This is a genomic window from Cronobacter sakazakii, from assembly GCF_000982825.1.
GTDB classification, from domain to species: Bacteria; Pseudomonadota; Gammaproteobacteria; order Enterobacterales; family Enterobacteriaceae; genus Cronobacter; species Cronobacter sakazakii.
Map to the genome: position 1 here is coordinate 3,275,402 of NZ_CP011047.1, position 18,750 is coordinate 3,294,151.

15 protein-coding genes are annotated in these 18,750 nt (G+C 60.8%); 8 read left to right on the forward strand and 7 right to left on the reverse strand.

Annotated elements, in window-relative coordinates; translation table 11 throughout:
- Positions 1–14: 14 nt before the first annotated feature.
- Positions 15–992, forward strand: coding sequence for an ornithine cyclodeaminase family protein (locus CSK29544_RS15630; protein WP_007888798.1), 978 nt, complete (start codon positions 15–17; stop codon positions 990–992).
- On the opposite strand, the gene CSK29544_RS23180 is transcribed toward CSK29544_RS15630, so the two are convergent.
- The 3 genes from CSK29544_RS23180 to CSK29544_RS15645 all read right to left on the reverse strand — a co-directional run bounded on the left by CSK29544_RS23180 (position 989) and on the right by CSK29544_RS15645 (position 4,342).
- Positions 989–2,602: a dipeptide ABC transporter ATP-binding protein gene (locus CSK29544_RS23180; RefSeq protein WP_007888802.1), complete on the reverse strand. Its 1,614-nt coding sequence runs from the start codon at positions 2,600–2,602 to the stop codon at positions 989–991. The genes CSK29544_RS15630 and CSK29544_RS23180 overlap by 4 nt on opposite strands.
- A gap of 75 nt (positions 2,603–2,677) precedes the next feature.
- The gene (gene curA / locus CSK29544_RS15640; RefSeq protein ID WP_004387850.1) at positions 2,678–3,718 is read right to left on the reverse strand and encodes an NADPH-dependent curcumin/dihydrocurcumin reductase; all 1,041 of its coding nucleotides are present in this window, start codon (positions 3,716–3,718) and stop codon (positions 2,678–2,680) included.
- A gap of 48 nt (positions 3,719–3,766) precedes the next feature.
- On the reverse strand, positions 3,767–4,342 hold the full coding sequence (locus CSK29544_RS15645) for a helix-turn-helix domain-containing protein (RefSeq protein ID WP_007888803.1): 576 nt from the start codon (positions 4,340–4,342) through the stop codon (positions 3,767–3,769).
- Positions 4,343–4,380: 38 nt separating this feature from the next.
- Between CSK29544_RS15645 and CSK29544_RS15650 the strand changes: the two genes are divergently transcribed.
- Positions 4,381–4,899, forward strand: a complete 519-nt coding sequence (locus CSK29544_RS15650) for a GNAT family N-acetyltransferase (protein WP_007888804.1) — start codon at positions 4,381–4,383, stop codon at positions 4,897–4,899.
- The gene (locus CSK29544_RS15655; protein WP_007888805.1) at positions 4,896–5,345 is read left to right on the forward strand and encodes a DMT family transporter; all 450 of its coding nucleotides are present in this window, start codon (positions 4,896–4,898) and stop codon (positions 5,343–5,345) included. The genes CSK29544_RS15650 and CSK29544_RS15655 overlap by 4 nt, the downstream gene beginning before the upstream one ends.
- Positions 5,346–5,348: 3 nt before the next feature.
- On the opposite strand, the gene CSK29544_RS15660 is transcribed toward CSK29544_RS15655, so the two are convergent.
- The 3 genes from CSK29544_RS15660 to CSK29544_RS15670 are packed head-to-tail and all read right to left on the reverse strand — an operon-like array spanning position 5,349 to position 8,138.
- Positions 5,349–6,233: an NAD(P)-dependent oxidoreductase gene (locus tag CSK29544_RS15660; RefSeq protein WP_007888806.1), complete on the reverse strand. Its 885-nt coding sequence runs from the start codon at positions 6,231–6,233 to the stop codon at positions 5,349–5,351.
- Between the two features lie 16 nt (positions 6,234–6,249).
- On the reverse strand, positions 6,250–6,495 hold the full coding sequence (locus CSK29544_RS15665; RefSeq protein ID WP_007888808.1) for a DUF2526 family protein: 246 nt from the start codon (positions 6,493–6,495) through the stop codon (positions 6,250–6,252).
- A 47-nt stretch (positions 6,496–6,542) separates the two neighbouring features.
- On the reverse strand, positions 6,543–8,138 hold the full coding sequence (locus CSK29544_RS15670) for an ABC transporter substrate-binding protein (RefSeq protein WP_029039104.1): 1,596 nt from the start codon (positions 8,136–8,138) through the stop codon (positions 6,543–6,545).
- Positions 8,139–8,451: 313 nt separating this feature from the next.
- Here CSK29544_RS15670 and CSK29544_RS15675 point away from each other — a divergent pair, with 313 nt between their 5' ends.
- The 4 genes from CSK29544_RS15675 (at position 8,452) to CSK29544_RS15690 (ending at position 15,843) form a co-directional block, all read left to right on the forward strand.
- Positions 8,452–9,864: an SrfA family protein gene (locus CSK29544_RS15675; RefSeq protein ID WP_029039103.1), complete on the forward strand. Its 1,413-nt coding sequence runs from the start codon at positions 8,452–8,454 to the stop codon at positions 9,862–9,864.
- A gap of 3 nt (positions 9,865–9,867) precedes the next feature.
- Positions 9,868–12,855, forward strand: a complete 2,988-nt coding sequence (locus tag CSK29544_RS15680) for a virulence factor SrfB (RefSeq protein ID WP_007888816.1) — start codon at positions 9,868–9,870, stop codon at positions 12,853–12,855.
- On the forward strand, positions 12,852–15,050 hold the full coding sequence (locus CSK29544_RS15685) for a virulence factor SrfC family protein (protein ID WP_007888817.1): 2,199 nt from the start codon (positions 12,852–12,854) through the stop codon (positions 15,048–15,050). Before CSK29544_RS15680 ends, CSK29544_RS15685 begins: the two co-directional genes overlap by 4 nt.
- 301 nt (positions 15,051–15,351) lie before the next feature.
- The gene (locus CSK29544_RS15690; RefSeq protein WP_007888819.1) at positions 15,352–15,843 is read left to right on the forward strand and encodes an anti-virulence regulator CigR family protein; all 492 of its coding nucleotides are present in this window, start codon (positions 15,352–15,354) and stop codon (positions 15,841–15,843) included.
- A gap of 46 nt (positions 15,844–15,889) precedes the next feature.
- Here the strand turns inward: CSK29544_RS15690 and CSK29544_RS15695 are convergent, their stop codons facing one another.
- On the reverse strand, positions 15,890–16,951 hold the full coding sequence (locus CSK29544_RS15695; RefSeq protein ID WP_029039102.1) for a sugar phosphate isomerase/epimerase family protein: 1,062 nt from the start codon (positions 16,949–16,951) through the stop codon (positions 15,890–15,892).
- Between the two features lie 227 nt (positions 16,952–17,178).
- Between CSK29544_RS15695 and CSK29544_RS15700 the strand changes: the two genes are divergently transcribed.
- Entirely contained in the window at positions 17,179–18,717 is a 1,539-nt protein-coding gene (locus CSK29544_RS15700; protein ID WP_007888828.1) for a methyl-accepting chemotaxis protein, read from the forward strand.
- Positions 18,718–18,750: the final 33 nt, after the last annotated feature.

Consider the following 18,750-nt stretch of genomic DNA (forward strand, 5'->3'; position numbering starts at 1 on the left):
TTCAGGAGATAACCATGCGATTTCTCACCGGCCAGCAGGTGGCGGCGCTCGGCGGGCTTGACCCGCACGCCGCACTCAGTGACGTCACCGACGCGACGCTGCTGATGGCGGCAGGCGATGCCGTGATGCCCGCCGAAACGCACGTGCCGCTCGATACCGCGCCGGGTAAGGTTTACGCCCTGCCCGCGCGCGTGGGCGGGCGGTTTAACGCCACCGGCGTGAAGTGGACGGCGCACCGCCCGCAGCCGCAGGACGCGCTTCCGATGGCGCTGACGGTGACGCTCATCAATCGCGCGGACACCGGCGTGCCGGTGGGGCTGGTGGAGAGCGGCGGCCTGACGGCGGTGCGTACCGCCGCGGTCTCGGCGCTCGCCCTGCGCCACGCCGCGCCGCGCGAGGTGAAACGCGTCCTGCTGCTCGGCGCGGGCGTACAGGCGCGCGCGCACCTGGAGATGTTACGCGCGCACTTTCCGGCGCTCTCATGTTTAGGGTTGTGGAACCGCACGCCCGCGCGGCTGGAAAGTATGCCCGTCGCGGCGTTGCCGTTCCCGTGTGAAATCTACGGCGATCTTCGTGAGGCGCAGAAACAGCCGTGGGACGCCGTTATCACCTGCACCGGCGCGCAAAAGCCGTTTCTCGGCCCGGAATGGTGCCAGCCGGGGCGGCTTATCATGCAGATTGGCTATCACGAAGTGCGTTTTGCGGCGATTAAACGCGCCACCCAGGTGGTGGTGGACGCCTGGGGGGAGTTTCGCCACACCAGCGCCAAAAGCCTGTTCCAGATGTACCGCGCGGGCGAATTTGCCGATGACGGCTGGTCAGCGGATCTCGCGGCACTGTTAACGGGCGCATGGCGCGCAGCGCCGGACGACTGCGTTTACTTTTCGTCGTTCGGGCTGAACGTGTTTGATATCGCGCTCGCCGCCCGCGTGTTGCAGCGCGCGGCGCAGGAGAATGTCGGCACCGCGTTGCCGCTCTTTGGCGTCGCTTAAGCGCTTTCGCGCAGGCGCAACGCCTGGTGAATATCCGGCGCGCTGTCGATAAGCCGCCGGGTATACGCATGGGCAGGCGTTTGCAGTACCTGACGCGTCGGCCCTTCCTCCACCACGTTCCCGAGATAGAGCACTAAAACGCGATCGCAGAGCTGACGCACCGCCTGGAGATCGTGGCTGATAAAGAGCACCGACAGCCCAAGCTTATCGCGAAGCTCCGCCAGCAGGCGCAGGATCTGGCCTCTCACCGGCAAATCGAGCGCCGCCACCGCTTCATCCGCCACCAGCAGTTCCGGCTCCAGCGCCAGTGCGCGGGCAATGGCGATTCGCTGGCGCTGTCCGCCGGAGAACGCCGCCGGACGCCGCTGCGCCCATTCAGGCTTAAGCCCGACCAGCGTCATCAGTTCGCTCACCCGTTCGGCAATCGCCGCGCCGTGGCGCAGGCCGTGCACCCGCAGCGGCTCGGCGAGCTGATCGCCGACACTCATGCGCGGATCGAGGCTCGCGTAAGGATCCTGAAAAATCATCTGCGCGCGGCGGCGCACGCGTTTTTGCTCCGTTCGGCTCGCCTGCGCCATATCGACGCCGTCAAAAAGGATCTGGCCGCTGTCGGCCTCGATAAGCCCGATAGCCGCGCGCCCGAGCGTCGTTTTGCCGGAGCCGGATTCGCCAATAAGCCCAACGATTTCGCCTCGCGCCACGCTAAAGGTAGTCGGGTGCAGTACACGCTGGCGCTCTGAGGGCATAAACGGCAGCCGTGCGCGGCGTGCAAAGCTTTTCACGATACCCGTCACCTGCAACAGCGGCGTGTCATTATGCGCCACCACACGTGCAGGCGGCTCCTGCGGTGTTGAAGCCGCAATCAGCCGCCGCGTCCAGTCGGCCTGTGGCGAAGTAAAGAGCGGCTCCACCGGCCCCTGCTCGACAATTTCGCCGCCGTTCATCACGCAGGCGCGATCGGCATAGCGCGCCACCACGCTAAGATCGTGTGTCACCAGCAGCACGCCCATGCCCATCTCCTGCTGGAGATCTTTCAGCAGGCCGAGGATTTGCGCCTGAAGCGTGACGTCCAGCGCGGTGGTCGGCTCATCGGCAATCAGCAGATCCGGTTTGCCGCTGATGGCGCTGGCTATCATCACCCGCTGGCGCATCCCGCCGGAGAGCTGGTGAATATACTGGCGCGCCCGTTTTTCCGGCTCGCCGATGCCGACATGGCCCAGCAGCGCCACCGCCTCGCGGGAGGCCGCTTTCCAGCCCAGCCCGCGATGGCGCACCAGCACTTCGGCAATCTGCTCGCCCACTTTCAGCACCGGGTTCATGCTGCTCATCGGCTCCTGGAAAATCATGGCGATGTGGCGACCGCGCAGGCCCGCCGGGTATGGCGCATCAGGGAGAATGGGCGTGGTATCGTCAAAGCAAATCTCGCCGCCGCTCTGCCAGACGCCACGTGGCAAAAGGCCGGTGACGGCAAGGGAAGTGAGCGTTTTGCCACAGCCGGATTCGCCGACCAGCGCCACCATTTCGCGGCGTTCGACGGTCAGACTGACATCACGCAACAGGGTGGCCTGGCGACTTTGCAGGCTAAGATGAGAGAGGGTTAACAGCGGCACAGGCGGCTCCCGACAACAGGCTTTGGTCGAGCATATCGGCAGCCGCCGTGGTTAACAAGTTGTTATTCAGCTGGTTTATGCATCGTCCTGGCCGACGCGGATAACTAGCTTGCCGAAGTTTTTCCCTTCCAGCAGGCCGATGAACGCCTCCGGCGCGTTCTCAAGGCCATCCACAATGTGCTCGCGGTAGTGAATGCGCCCTTCGGAAACCCACTGGCCCATTTCGCGCTGGAACTCTTCGATGCGGTGACCATAATCCTGGTTGATGATAAAGCCCTGCATACGGATGCGTTTTTTCAAAAGCGTGCCCATGAGCAGCGGCAGGCGATCCGGGCCAGGCGGCAGGTCGGTAGCGTTATAGCCTGAGACCAGACCGCATAGCGGCACGCGCGCGCCGGTGTTGAGCAGCGGCATCACGGCATCGAAAACTTTCCCGCCGACGTTCTCGTAGTAAACGTCAATGCCCTGCGGGCAGGCAGCGGCGAGTTTATCGGCGAAATCCGCCGCGCGGTGATCGATACACTCGTCAAAGCCCAGGTGTTCCACCGCGTAACGGCACTTCTCTTCACCGCCCGCCACGCCGACCACGCGACAGCCTTTGATTTTGCCTATTTGCCCGACGCTTGCGCCGACCGGGCCGGTCGCAGCGGCGACCACCAGCGTTTCACCCGCTTTCGGCGCGCCGATATCCAGCAGGCCCATATAGGCGGTAAATCCTGGCATGCCCAGCACGCCGAGGAACCACGACGGATGCTCAGGCGATTTTCCAAGCGGCGTCAGTTGTTTTGGATCGCAGATGGCGTAATCCTGCCAGCCGCTGTAGCCGACCACCCAGTCGCCGGGGTGGAAATCCGGATGACTCGATTTTTCCACCACGCCAACGGTGCCGCCGACCATCACTTCACCGATTTGCACCGGCGGCGAATAGGACGGCTCATCGCTCATGCGCCCGCGCATATACGGGTCGAGCGACAAATACACTGTGCGCACCAGCACCTGGCCTTCGCCCGGCTCGGCGATGGAATCTTCCTCAAGGCGAAAATTCTCCGCCACCGGTTTGCCATGCGGACGCGAAGCCAGCACCCAGCGGCGATTACGGGACGATGATTGAGTCATGTTGTTCTCCTTGTTTTCAGGGCGTCCAAAAAGCGTAGTGCATTCACGTCAACTGGCGACGTTATTCAGACGCACAATCAGATAGATGCACGGCGCGTCGCTCTGGTTGATGAAATGGCATTCATTCGGCGGGCCGAGTTCGAGGCAGTCGCCCTCATGCATCTGGTGGCGGATATTGCCTTCCTGAAACACCAGTTCACCCTGCTGAACCCAGATGAGCTGGCGGGCAAAGGCATAGGCCGAGGCTGGCATCGGGATGTCGCTGCCGGCGGGCAGTTCCACCTGAACCATATCCAGCGGCAGATCAGATTTCGGCGAGACGTGGCGGCGCAGATAGTGGCTCTGCGGATCGTGCCAGACCGGCTGATCGGCAAAGCGCAGCAGACGCCCTTCGTTCATCTCCGCGCGGGCGATAAGCGTGGACATGCTCAGCCCCAGCGCGCCGGAGAGCCGCCCTAACAGCGTCGCCGTCGGGCTACTTTCGCCGCGCTCAATTTTGTGGATCATGGCGCGGGAAACCCCGGCGCGCTCAGCGAGTTCGCTCAGCGACCAGCCGCGGGTTTCGCGCTCAACGCGAATGCGCTCACCAATCCGTTGATTTAATGTGTCGATTATATTATTCATAACGTAACATTATAGTGAACGACTGCCGGGGTTCAACCATGCTGATTCGCCATGCCACTGCGGACGACTGCGCCGCTATCGCTGAGATTTATAACTATGCGGTGTTACATACCGCCGCCATCTGGAATGACGCCACGGTCGATACTGAAAACCGCCTCGCCTGGTTTTATCAGCGCGGCAACGCGGGGTATCCGGTACTGGTGGCGGTTGAAGGCGAACTGGTCGTCGGTTACGCCTCGTTCGGCGACTGGCGCGCCTTTGACGGCTTTCGCCATACCGTTGAGCACTCGGTCTATGTGCACCCGGAGCACCACGGCAAAGGCATCGGCAAAGCGCTGATGACGCGGCTGATCGTCGAGGCGCGGGCTATCGGCAAGCATGTCATGGTGGCGGGCATTGAATCGCGCAACGCCGCCTCTATCGCGCTGCATGAAAAGCTCGGCTTTACCCTCACCGCGCAGATGCCGCAGGTAGGCACCAAATTTGGTCGCTGGCTGGATCTGACGTTTATGCAATTGCAGCTTGATAATCGCACCGAACCGGACGCCATTGGATGAACTCGTCATTAAGCCTGCTGTTCCTGACCGCCGCCGGTGTGGGGCTGGTGGTACAGAATATGCTGATGGTGCGGATCACGCAGTCGGCCTCCACGATCCTCATCGCCATGCTGCTCAATTCACTGGTAGGGATTGTGCTGTTCTGCGCCATTCTACTGCTGCGTAACGGCACGGCAGGGTTCAGCGAGCTTATCGCCACCGTACGCTGGTGGACGCTGCTGCCGGGGCTGCTCGGGTCGTTTTTCGTCTTCGCGAGCATTAACGGCTATCAGCATCTTGGTGCGGCCACGACGATTGCCGTGCTGGTCGCAAGCCAGCTGATTGGCGGGTTACTGTTTGATATTGCGCGCACCAGCGGCCTGACGCTGCGTATGCTCGCCGGGCCGGTGGCGGGCGCGGTGCTGCTGGTGATTGGCGCCTGGCTGGTCGCCAGGCGCACGTTCTGAAGGTTACGCTTTCGGTTTCTGCCCGCTGCGGCGCGCGCTGACGGTCGCCAGCGCCGCCCAGTCGAGTTGCTCATCACCGTGCGCCAGCGCGTCAAGGTAGTTATCGCGAAGCACCCCTGCAATTCCCATCGGTACGTTTTTACTCTCGGCCGCCTGCTGCGCGAGACGCACATCTTTAAGCCCCAGCTTCATGGTGAACCCTGCGGGCGTATAACGGTCTTCGGCAATCATCGCGCCATAGTTTTTATACGCAGGCGCGGAAAACAGCGTGCTGGTCAGCATACCGAGAAAATCGCCTTTGCCAACGTTATAGGCCTCGACCAGCGCCGACGCCTCGCCCATGGTCTCAATGGCGCTCGCCAGCATAAAGTTTGCCGCCAGTTTCACCGCCGCGGCCTGCGCCGGGTTGTCGCCGAAGGTCCAGGTTTTCTGGCCCAGCACGTCGAAAATCGGCTGCGCTTTCGCAAGCCACTGCGGCTCGCCCGCCGCGAGAATATTCAGATTGCCTGCGGCGGCAACATCCACGCGCCCGAGCACCGGAGCGGCGAGATAGCCGATGTTCCGCTGACGGGTCAGCGCGTCCATCGCTTCAGTCAGCGCCACGGAAACCGTCGCCATGTTGATCCACAGCGCCCCCGGCGCGAGCGACGCCAGCGCGCCCTGCTCCACCACGACGTTTTCAGTAACCGCGTCATCCGCCAGAATGGTGATGAGCACATCAGCGCCGTGAATATCTTTCGGGCTTGCCGCTACCTGCGCGCCGGATGCGCGCAATGCCTCTGCGGGCGCTGGCGAGCGGTTCCAGACCGTCACCGTAAAGCCCGCTTTAACCAGATTTTCCGCCATCGGCTGGCCCATGCCGCCAAGACCGAGAAAAGCAATATGCATAAAAATTCCTTAAAGTTTATAAAATGGTGCCGCCGCGGGTCAGCTCCGCCAGGCGTTCCTCCGCCTCGCGCTCGCGATCTTCTTTATGCTGACGGCCATGATGGGCAATCGCGGTGCGCAACTGCTGCTGCAGGTCGTAACGCTCCTCGCGGCTGAGCTGCACGTCATCGCTGAGCGCAATCAGCAGTTCATTCATCGGCGCTATCACGTGTTGTGCAATCACCGCGTCAACGCGGCGCTGCATGTCATCACGATGTGACATAAAACCTCCTTAAACGCATCGCCGCGGCAGGGGCCGCGGCGCAGTGCTTAATTGATTTTCGCTTTCGAGAAGTCGCTGCCCATCAGGCTTACGCTGTACCCCGTCACGTTACTGCGGGTCGCGTAGAAGGTGCGGCCATTGGCGAGCGGCACCCACGGTGCCTGCTGGTAGAAGATCTCCTGCGCCTGTACATACAGTTTAGCGCGTTCCGCAGGCGTGCTGACGCGCTTCGCCTGATCGATAAGCGCAGTGTATTTCTTATCGCACCAGCGCGCGGCGTTCGAGCCGCTCTGGATGCTGTCGCAGCTCAGCAGGACATCGGCAAAGTTATCCGGGTCGCCGTTGTCTGACATCCAGCCATATAGCGCGGTGTCGTGCTCACCTTTACGAATGCCGGAGAGGTATTCACCCCACTCATAGCTGACGATTTTCGCCTTCACGCCCACTTTCGCCCAGTCGCTCTGGATCATCTCGGCGATGCGGCGGGAGTTCGGGTTATACGGACGCTGCACCGGCATCGACCACAGCGTCGCTTCAAAGCCCTTCTCCAGCCCCGCCTGCTTCAGCAGCGCTTTCGCTTTTTCGGGATCGTAATCGTAGGTTTTCAGGTCTTTATCGTAACCGAGCATATTCGGCGGGATCGGCGATTTCGCCACCGTGCCGCTGCCCATAAAGACCGCGTTGATGATCGATTTTTTATCAACGGCGTAATTCAGCGCCTGGCGCACCAGCACGTTATCGAACGGTTTTTTCTCGGTGTTAAACGCGAGATAACCGACGTTCAGCGCCTCAACGCTGTGCAGCGTCAGGTTTTTATCGGCTTTAATCGCTTCGAACTGTACCGGGCTGGGGGCCGGGATAATCTGGCACTCGTTCGTTTTAAGCTTCGCGAGGCGCGTCTCGACGTTCGGAGTAATGGAGAAAATTAAATGCTTAGTCGGCACTTCGCCATCCCAGTAGTTCGGGTTGGCGATGTAGCGGATAAGCGAATCGACTTTGTACTGTTGCAGCGCGTAGGGGCCGGTGCCGATGGGCCAGTTATCGACGTTCTCCGGCGTGCCTTTTTTCATCATCGCATCAGCGTATTCCGCTGAGAGAATAGACGCGAAATCCATCCCCCAGTCGGCCAGGAACGCGGCGTTCGGCTCGCTCAGCGTGAACTGGACGTGGTAATCGTCGAGCTTTTTCACCTCCGTGATGAGCTTATCAAGACCCACATCCTGGAAATATTCGTAGTTGCCCTGTGACACCTTGTGGTACGGATGATTCGGGTCTTTCTGGCGCATCACCGAGAAGATAACGTCGTCGGCGTTGAAATCGCGCGTCGGTTTGAAGAATTTATTGCTGTTAAATTTCACGCCCTGACGCAGCGTGAACGTCCAGGTTTTGCCGTCCGGGCTCACCTTCCACTCGGTCGCCAGCGACGGCACCGGCGTATTGGTTTTCGGATCGAAATTCACCAGACGGTTATAAAGCACCTGAGAGCTTGCCACAAAGCTCGGCCCTGAACTCGCGATCTGCGGGTTGAAGGACTCGGGTGATGCCTCAGAGCAGTAAATCAGGGTATCGCTGTTCGCCGCGATCGCGCTTGCCGGTAACAGGGCGCTTAACAGCAGCCCGATCAATGTTTTTCCTGTCTTCATCTTGCGCCTTTTATTTTACTTTTCAGGAGGAAAGCCATCTCATCACAGCACGCTCTGAGTGGCAAATAACAAAAAACTGTAGCTTTATGCCTTTCCGGCATTTTTCGCCTGAATATCAGTCAATTTCAGATAAAAATGATTTACGCTCCGGTTAAGTCGCGTTAACACCGCGAATTTTTGCTTAAGTCAAGAAAATTCCTAAGATTCAATGACCCGAGAATTTACGCTTTTTCGCGTTTCTTTCGCCCTTTGCTTGACCGGTCTATCGTTCAAAGTAGAGTCGTGAAAAAGTTTTCCCAGCAGAGAGAATGACGTGGCAAAAATTTTATTGCGCAGTGGCGACCTTGACGACTTCCAGTCGGTAGGCGAAAACGGTCAGGCGGTTTTCGAGTCGGCACTGCAAATCCGTGAAACGCTTCGCCTGCGCAAACAGCCGCTGGTGGAGTTGCTTGCTATCCCTCAGCTTAATGAAGAAGGTGACCGCGTGGACTGGTATTCGCCGGTCAGCGGCAAAGTCATGGGCTGGGCGTCCGCCAGCCGCGAGGAGCGCGAGCGCGCCCTGCGCTTTCTGGAAAGCGCGCTCTCCAGCGCCCGCGCGCTGAGCAAGCGCTGCCTGGAATCGGAAAAGACCGCCCAGCAACTTTTTGGCGCGCTGCTCGCCAAAGCCGTGCAGTTCCCCGGCGCGAATTTCCTCTATCTGGTGGACGGCAAACCGGTTATCACCTTCTGGGGCTTCGTGAATTTGAACCAGGGCGCGCGCGATGACGTGCTGGAATGTCTGCGTGAAGCCGAGCCCATTGAGCCGGAAATCATCATGACGCCGCAGGAAGAGCCGGAGCCGGAACCCACGCCGTTGATGATGACCGAGCCGGACGCGCCGCTGCTGGCAACGCCGCCTGTCACGCCTGCGCCCGTAGCGCCAGCGCCTGCCGCCCCCGTACACGCGTCTGCCGCCGCGCTGGCGGCCTATGCCGCGGAAGCCGAGGCGACCGCACCCCCTGAAGAGACCGCGCCAGCCCCGGTAAAAGCGCCAACGCCAGCCCGCCGCTCGCGCGTACCGCTCTGGACATGGCCGCTTGCCGCCGCCGTCGTGATGGGGGCCGTGGCCGCATCTGTGACCTGGTATCTGTTGCAGCAGAAAGAAACCGCCGCGCCAACCGTTTCGGTCGCGCAGATCAAAGCGCAGGAAATCGCGCCCGCGCCGGTGAAATCGGTCGACGCGCCTGCTGCTCCTGTCGTCCCGGTGGCACCGACAACCTCTCTGCCGCTGGCTGAAGCGAAAGTCACTCCGCCTGCGCCGGTTGTGGAAGAGAAGCCTGTCGCTGCCCCCGCACCGGTTGATAAAAACGCACTGGTCATGGACGCCAACCAGGTAAAAGCCGGGACCACTCGCTTCCTGAACGGCACCTGGCGGCTCAGCATCGGCAGCCCGGACCCGATCACCGGTAAAGCCACCTCGATGCGTGTTGAGATGAAAAACAACAAAGGCACCGCCCGCGTGACGCTTGGCGATAACGTCGTCTGCAAAGCCGAGCTGTTCTCGGGCCTGCACCAGACTGGCGAGCTGATGATCAAGACGCGCGGTAAAGCCCGCTGCAGCGACGGCTCCCGCTACCCGATGCCGGAAATCGCCTGTAAAGCTGGCCCGAACGATGTTGCCGAATGTACCGGTCGCTATGATGAAAAGACCGTGCTGCCCCTGACCATGAAGAAAGTGAGCGCCTGATTTATGCTGGCAAACCTGTGTGATTACAAACAGAGCGTCACCCTGATTGAAAACAGCGGGGTGCAATTTCTTGATTTTGGCCTGACGCCCGTTGAAGCGCCTCACGACGGGCGCTTTGTGCGCAAAACGGCCAACGGGCCGCTGCTGCGCCTCGATTACGATATCACCTCCGGCAAATTCACCCTGCCCGCCCGCCACGGCGGCCAGCCTGAAGTGGTGAAACCGGAAAGCAGCGTCGCGCTGAGCCAGTCGCTCGCCATTCTGGATGGCGTCTGGCTGCCGCTGCCGGTGCTGCGTTTTAACCCACCGCGTACCTTTGTGCAGGGCCCGGACAACTGGGCGCGCGTGCAGATCCGCAAACTCAGCGAGCCGGACGGCGCGGGCAACACCCACCGCGTGACGCTGGCGTTCGACACGCAAATTCAGGCCGATGAAGGCGCGACCTCCCAGCTCGCGCCCGTCGAGAATGACGTGCGCAACGGCACGCGTTTCGCACTTGCCTGGCGCGACGACGAAGTGGCTGATTTCCTTGACCAGACCTGGGTTGACGGCTGGCTGCGTGAAGCCTTCACCCAGTTTGTCGGCGCGAATGAGGGCCGCAGCGAGCAGGAGATCCAGCGCGCGCTGAAAGTGTTTGAATATCAGGCTCACTGGCTCAACCTGATGTCGCTCCTCGGCAACCAGCTCAATGTACCTGAGCTGAAAATCGTGACCGGCACGCTGAGCTCGCAGCCGGTGGCGGTGGATCTCATCCTGGATGTCGGCAACACCCACACCTGCGGCGTGATTATTGAAGATCACGGTGAAGCGAATGACGGCCTGCGCCAGACGATGGAGTTGCAGGTACGATCGCTTAGCGAGCCGCAGTTTATGAATGCGCTGATGTTCACCAGCCGTCTGGCCTTCGCCGAGGCGCGCTTTGGCAAACAGCATTTTTCGGTGGAGAGCGGGCGCGACGAGGCGTTTGTCTGGCCTTCTATCGTGCGTGTCGGTGACGAAGCGCGCAAACTCGCGATGCAGCGTCTTGGCACCGAGGGCAACAGCGGTATTTCCAGCCCACGCCGCTATCTGTGGGATGAAACCCCGGCGGCCCAGGAGTGGCGCTTTAACCTGATGACCCCGAAAACCCAGCGCGAGCCGCTGGCGACCGCGGGCCCGCTGATGAACCTGATGAATGACGACGGCGAGCCGCTCTGGCAGCTGCCGCCGGAAGAGCGCCTGCCGGTTTTTTCGCCGCAATACAGCCGCAGCTCTCTGATGACGCACATGTTGTGCGAGCTGCTCGCCCAGGCGGTCTGCCAGATTAACAGCGTTGCCAGCCGTCTGCGCATGGGCAACGCCAGTTCGCCGCGCCAGTTGCGCCAGCTTATTCTGACGCTCCCGTCGGCGATGCCGAAACAGGAGCGCGAGATTTTTCGCCGCCGCATGCAGGAGGCTATCGCGCTGGTCTGGAAAGCGCTGGGCTGGCACCCGCACGATGACGATTTCAGCGCCGAAAAAGGCCAGCGCAAGAGCCGCGTGCCGGTGCCAGAGATCCAGATGGAGTGGGATGAAGCGAGCTGCGGCCAGCTGGTGTGGCTTTATAACGAAGCGATGGTGCATTTCGCCGGGCAGACCGAGCGATTTTTCGCAAGCCTCGCCCGCCCGGACCGCGAAACGCCGCCAGGCGCGACACCGGGCCGTCAGCTGCGCGTCGCCTCGATTGATATCGGCGGCGGCACGACGGATATGGCGATCGCCGAATATCAGCTTGATGACGGCGTTGGCAGCAATGTGAAAATCAGCCCCACGCTGCTGTTCCGCGAAGGCTTTAAAGTGGCGGGCGATGACATTCTGCTGGATGTCATTCAGCGCTGCGTACTGCCTGCGCTTCAGGAACATCTGCAAAAAGCGGGCGTGGCTGACGCTGCGACGCTGATGTCCACGTTGTTCGGCGATTCCGGGCGTATGGACACCCAGGCGATTCTGCGCCAGCAGACTGCGCTGCAGCTCTTTATGCCACTCGGCCACGCCATTCTCTCGGCGTGGGAAAATAGCGACCCGACTGACTCCCAAAGCGGCCTTTACACCACGTTCGGTGAAATGCTGAAACAGCCGCCGACCCGCAACGTGCATAACTATCTCCACCAGGCGATTGAACATGCGCTGCCCGCCGGCAGCCCGGCGTTTAACGTGCTGGACGTACCGCTGCAGGTGAGCTTCAGCGAGCTTGAAGAAGCGCTGCATAGCGGGAAGTTCAGCATCTGCGCGCCCATTCAGGCGCTGTGCGAAGCTATCTCTTACTACTGCTGTGACGTGCTGCTTATCACTGGTCGTCCGGGCTGCCTGCCGGGCCTGCAGTCGCTGATCCGTCTGCTGCAGCCGGTGCCGGTCAGCCGTATGGTCTGGCTCGATAACTATGAAGTGCATGAATGGTATCCTTTCAGTCAGCACCGCCGCGTGGGCAATCCAAAATCCACCGCCGCCGTTGGCGCGATGCTCTGCAGCCTGGCGCTGGATCTGCGCCTGCCGCGCTTTAACTTTAAAGCGGCGGATATTGGCGCGTATTCCACCGTGCGTTACCTGGGCGTGCTGGATAATGTCGTCAACACGCTGCGCGACGAAAACGTCTGGTATCGCGATATCGATCTTGACGCGCCGGGTGCGAAGCTCGACGCCCGCTTACACTTCCCGCTGCGCGGCAATGTGACGCTCGGCTTCCGCCAGCTCGATAACGCCCGCTGGCCCGCCACGCCGCTCTATACGCTCTCGGTCAACTCACCAGAGCTCGCGAAAGCCATTGCCGGCGACGGCGTACTGAACGTGCGCCTGCAGCTGACCGGTGGCAGCAAGCATGAAGCACCGGAAGGCTTTACGCTCAGCGAAGCCTGGCTCTCAGACGGCACCCGCGTGCCGCCGGAGCAGGTCACTTTTAAACTGAATACGCTGGCTGACCGTCGCAGTTCCGGCAGCCATTACTGGATCGACAGCGGGAGCGTTTATCTGAAATGACAGTCTCTACCCTCATTAACCAGACACTCACTACGCCTGTCGCCCTGACCCGGTGGGTCGAAACCACCCGCGCGCACGCGCCGCTGCTGGATGAGGACGCAGGCCCGTTGCTGGCGCGTCTGAACGCGCTGCGCGCCAGCGCACAGACGCTTAACGCGCTCGCCAGTGAGCCGCGCACGCTCGGCCTTTATGGTCATTCCCAGGCGGGCAAAGCGCACCTGCTGGCGACGCTTGCCAACGGTTCGCAGGGCCAGGTGTCCGTGGCACCTGGCGATAAGCACCTCGACTGGCTGACCCATATCAACCCCGGTCACAGCGCGACCGCGATGGCGGTGCGCTTTACCCGCACGCCGCCAACGCTTCCGGAGGAGTTTCCGCTGCGCCTGCGCCTTTTCAGCGAAGCGGAACTGGTGCAGATTTTCCTCGCGCACTACCAGACCAGCGGTCAGTCGCGCGCCGTCAGCGAAGAAGAGCTGCGCCAGCGTTTAGCCCAGTTGCAAAGCCTCGGCCAGCCACAGAGCCACCCGGCCATTAGCGCGCCGGATATCATGACGCTTGCCGCCCGCTGGCGTGAACTGACGCCCGCGCGCCAGCGCACGCTGAGCGACGACGCCTGGTATCAGCTCGCAGAGCTGCTGCCAGCGCTGAATCTCCCAGAACGCGTGCGGCTGTACGCGCTGCTGTGGGGCGATATCGCAGAGCTGACGCAGCAGTTTATGACGCTCGCCGAAGGCCTGTTGCTGCTCGGCCATGCCCGTGAAGTGGCCGCGCCGTTGAGCCTGCTCGTCGATAACTTCTCGCTCCCGGTGGAAGGCTTTCTGCTCCCTGCTGGCTCCGGTGAAGACGCGCTGCCGGATGAAGTCCTGGTGCGCGCCCTCGAACAACAACAGTTGCAGGGTATGGTCAGCCTGCCGCTCACGACGCTGACGCTGCTGTGTGCCGAGCTGACGCTGCCGCTCGCCACACCTTCTGTACCGGAAGGCGTCGATCTGCTGGATATTCCCGGCGCGACGTTTGACCAGAATGACAGCCTGAACGCCAGTAAAATCGCGTTTCTGCTCGACTATTATCGTCAGCACCAGCAGCCGGACGTGCTGATGGTGTGTAACGCCGTACAGCGCCGCGCCGATATCGCGCCAGTCGCGCGCGCGCTGCTGCGCTGGGTGAACGCCACGCAACCGGCCTCTCCGGACGCGCTGCCGGGGCTCGTGTGGGCCATTACGCCGCACGACGCCCGCTTCCTTGACGGCCAGCATCTGGACGAAGGCGTTCAGCGCTTACTCGGCAAGCCGGGCCACACCTGGGGCACATTGCAGGCGCTCGACGGGCGTAATCTGCAACGTCTGACCGAATGGCTCTCGCAGGCGCTGAGCCAGAGCAGCCGCGAGCATCGCCTTGCGTTACTCATCGAGCAGGCACAGGCGCAGCCCGCGCTGCTGTTCAGCCGTTATCTGGCCCCGCTGACCACTGACGCGGCGACGCTGCGGTCCACGGCGGAAAACGGCGTGCGCACATTGCAGCGCCAGGCCGCGCGCCACGGCGATCTGCTCCAGGCGCTGCTGCCTGACCCGGCCGCATTGCAGGCGCTCTGTGAAACCGAAGAGCGCCACGAAGAGACGCCACAGGGGCTATTCAGCGCCGAGATCGATCTTTTCGGCGAATCCACTTCCGTGCGTCCTGTTGATACCGCCTCCGGCGCGTCGCTCGCCCGTCGCGCACATCGCCTGTGGGTGAACCACGTTCGCCAGTGGATGCAGAGCGAAGAACATGCCGCGCAGCTCGGCATTGACCCCGCCACGCTGCACTGGCTCGGCGACACGCTGATTATCGCGAGCTATAGGCTGGATCTCGCGGCGCGTCTGGAAACGCTGGCAGCGCATGAAGGGCTTTCCGGCGCACAATTACGCGCTGAGCTTGGCAACTTCGTAAGCTGGCTGGGCTTTGAGCGTGTGCCCCAGGCCGAGCGCCCGGCGAGCCGCGTTAATCCGAACGAGCGCCTGTTCGCCTCTGCCGTTGCGCAGGATAAGCGTCTGACGCGCCTTGGCGAAAAACCGGTGCATGCCGCCACGCGTTATGTCTACGACTGGCTGGTCGCGCTTTACACCCGCGCGATTGAAAATATCGGCTACGAACATCCGCTCGATATCAAACCCGCCGACCGTCAGGCGCTGGCGAAAATCATCGGCTTGCGTTAACGCCTCCCGCCGGTGCGCCCGCACCGGCGTTTCTATCCTGCGATTCTCTGTTGCGGTGTGTTAAACGCGCTGCCCACTTTTAATAAGCTGTTCCCGAAACGCTGTTCGTTTCTGCGGCGCTTTTGCGCCCTGCTTTACTGTTTATTTGTACAGCCATATTGCCGCTACGAACGGGCGCAGGCAAACTGACGTTACGTTTTAGCGAGGCAGATTCCGAAGTGTGAAATCCAGGAAAAAGCGCCATCGATTTTTGTTGCCGTTGTGCTGAAATAACGCTGCACCACCTGAATGAGGAAGGGTTATGAAAACGAAACGTTTGAGTGCGCTGGCGCTTCTGCTGGCAGCGTTTACCGTATGCGCCACGCCTGCGCTGGCGAATCCCGGCAACGGGAACGGCCACGGAAATGGTAACGGTCATGGTAACAGCGGCAATCACGGCAACAATGGTCATCATGGCGCCCACGACCAGAATGACAGCGGCAACGCGTCGGGCCGTAAAAACTACGGCAAACCCGACCACGTTGAGGCGGATATCAGTTACAGCCGCGCGCGCAGCCTCGCTGTGAACTACGGCCTCACCGGGTATGAGTCGCTGCCGCCAGGTATCGCGAAAAATCTCGCACGCGGTAAGCCGCTGCCGCCAGGCATCGCGAAAAAATCGGTACCGGCCAGCATGCTGAACGAACTGCCCTATTATCCGGGTTATGAGTGGAAAATGGTGGGTGACGATCTGGTGCTGATTGCGCTCAGCACGGCGCTGGTGACGGCCGTTATCAACAACGTATTTGACTGATCAACGCTTTCTCAGAGAGTAATGCCGGGCGCTGCGCCCGGCGTTTTTATTGAGGTTCCAAACCGAGCATCCCGCGCACCGCCTCGCGCTCATGGCTTCCGGGCGCGTAATTCTCAAAGTTTTGCGAAGATACTTTGATGATATGTTCGGCGATAAATTTGGCCCCTTCCCGCGCGCCGGTTTCGCCGTCTTTAAGGCAGCACTCCCACTCAAGCGTCGCCCAGCCGGGATAGTCATAGCGCGCAAGCTTACTGAAAATAGCCCTGAAATCTATCTGCCCGTCGCCCGGCGAGCGGAAACGGCCTGGCCGGTCTATCCAGGGCTGATAACCGCCATAGACGCCGCTGTCGGCTGACTGCCTGAACTCGGCGTCTTTCACGTGAAACGCCCGGATGCGCGAATGCCAGCGATCGATAAACCCGAGATAATCCATGTGCTGAAGCAGCATATGGCTCGGATCGTAGAGGATATGGCAACGCGGATGGTGGCCGGTGAGTTCCAGAAAACGCCCGAACGTCACGCCATCATGCAAATCTTCACCGGGGTGCAGCTCAAAGCAGAGATCCACGCCTGCCTCGTCAAAACGGTTAAGAATCGGCAGCCAGCGGCTGGCCAGCTCGTTAAACGCCTCTTCCACCAGCAGCGGATTGTGCGGCGGCCACGGATAGAAAAACGGCCAGGCGAGGGAGCCTGAAAAGGTGGCGTGCGCCGTGAGATTGAGGTTTTGCGAGGCGCGCGCCGCAAGCTTCAGCGTGCTGACCGCCCACTGCTGGCGCGCAACCGGATCGTGGCGCAGCGCCTCGGGTGCGAAACCGGCAAACGCCTGGTCATACGCCGGGTGTACCGCCACCAGTTGTCCCTGAAAATGCGTCGAGAGCTCGCTGATTTGCAGGCCCATATTGCCGAGCGTCTCGCGCACCTGCGCGCAGTAATCCAGGCTTTCCGCCGCTTTGGCCAGATCAAAAATATGCGGCAAATGGGTCGGCAGCTGCACCGCTTTATAGCCGAGCCCGGCAGCCCAGGCCGCCAGCGTATCGAGCTGGTTAAACGGCGGACGGTCGCTGATAAATTGCGAAAGAAAAAGAGATGGCCCCTGTAGCGTTTTCAATCTCACTCCTATGGCGCACGTGCGCGGATCGCTGATGCCAGCGTTAAGCATAGCCTGGCGAAACATAAGCCTCGCTTATTGTACCTGATATAGATATAACCCTTTGTTTTGTTGGGAAAAACCCATTTAACCTAAATTTTTTGGCTGACATTCCGATAACCGTCTGGTGGCACTCCTCTTTTTGAGTGGCCGGGTCGCTGTGTTACAACCTCACGCAAGGGAACAACATGTCAGTAAGGCGTTTTTCATTTCTCGTTTTCAGTCTTTTACTTTTCATCTTTCTCGTCAGTACCGTCTCTAACCTCTGGTCGCTCACGCGCAGTAACCAGTCGCTGGATAACGTGAATAAAGAAATTCGCGTGGTGCTTTCGGTAATTGATCCGATTAACCACAGCCGTACGCTGCGCGTGCGCCTGATGGAGGCGATGATTAACGCCTCTCTTGGCGATACCCAGAAAACGCAGGCGTCGCTTGAAACCGCCAACAAGGTGATGCAAAAAGCCATCGCGGCGTTCAATAACTACAAAGCAGCCCCTGCGGTTGAAGGCGAAGAAGCGCTGGCGGCCCCGTACCGTCAGGCCTGGCAGGCGTATGTTGATGACGGCCTGCGTCCGCTGATGGATGCGGCGAGTCGCAACGATACCGCGCGGTTTAACCAGCTCGTAAGCACCACAATTCCGCAACTGGATCGTCAGTTTGAAATTACGCTCGATCAGCTGCTGGCGTTTCGTGAGAAATATGCCCAGCGTCTGAACCAGGAGGCGCAGGCGCGTTTTGTAAACAGCATCGTTACCATCGCGGTGTTCGCCCTGCTGTTTACGCTGCTGATTGGCGCGATGTTTATTCTGCTGAAACGCCGCGTACTGTCGCCGCTGGATGCCGCGCGTCGCCACTGCCAGCAGATGGCGGAAGGCGAGCTGCACACGCCGGTGCTCTCCGGCTCGAAAGATGAGATTGGCGATATGCTTGGCTCGCTTGAGCAGATGCGTCTGTCGCTGGTCAATATCATTGCCCAGGTGCGCGACTCCAGCCAGAGCGTGGCCCACGCCGCGGAAGAGATCGCCGCCGGTAACGTCGATCTCTCGGCGCGTACCGAAGAGCAGGCCGCGTCGCTTGGCGAAACCGCCGCCAGCATGGAACAGCTGACCTCGACCGTGAAGCACACCTCGGAGAACACCGCCGAGGCGAATAAGCTCGCGGGCAATATGCGCAGCGCCGCCCAGGAAGGCAACGCGATTGTCGAAGAAGTTGTCGTCTCCATGCAGGAGATCGAATCAAGCTCTAGCAAAATCGACAACATTATCGGCATTATCGAAGATATCGCCTTCCAGACTAACATCCTGGCGCTCAACGCCGCGGTGGAAGCCGCCCGTGCGGGTGAGCAGGGTCGAGGTTTTGCGGTGGTGGCAAGCGAAGTGCGTAATCTGGCGCAGCGCTCGTCGGTGGCCGCGAAGGAGATCAAAGAGCTTATCGAGCAGTCCGGCGAGCAGGTGGTGCTGGGCAGTGACCGCGTGGCGCGTGCGGGCGAGAGCATGAAGCGCATCATCGGCTCGATTAAACAGGTTTCTGAGTTGATGTCAGAAATCACGCTCTCCACCGGCGAGCAGAGCCGTGGAATTGAGCAGATTAACCAGGCCGTCGCGCAGATGGATTCCGTTACCCAGCAGAACGCCGCGCTGGTGGAAGAAGCCTCTGCCGCCGCCCACTCGCTGAAAGAGCAGTCACAGCTGCTCAATCAGGCGGTCGCGGTGTTTAAATTGAGCTAACGGTTGTAAAACGAGTCAGGGCAGGTGTCGGCC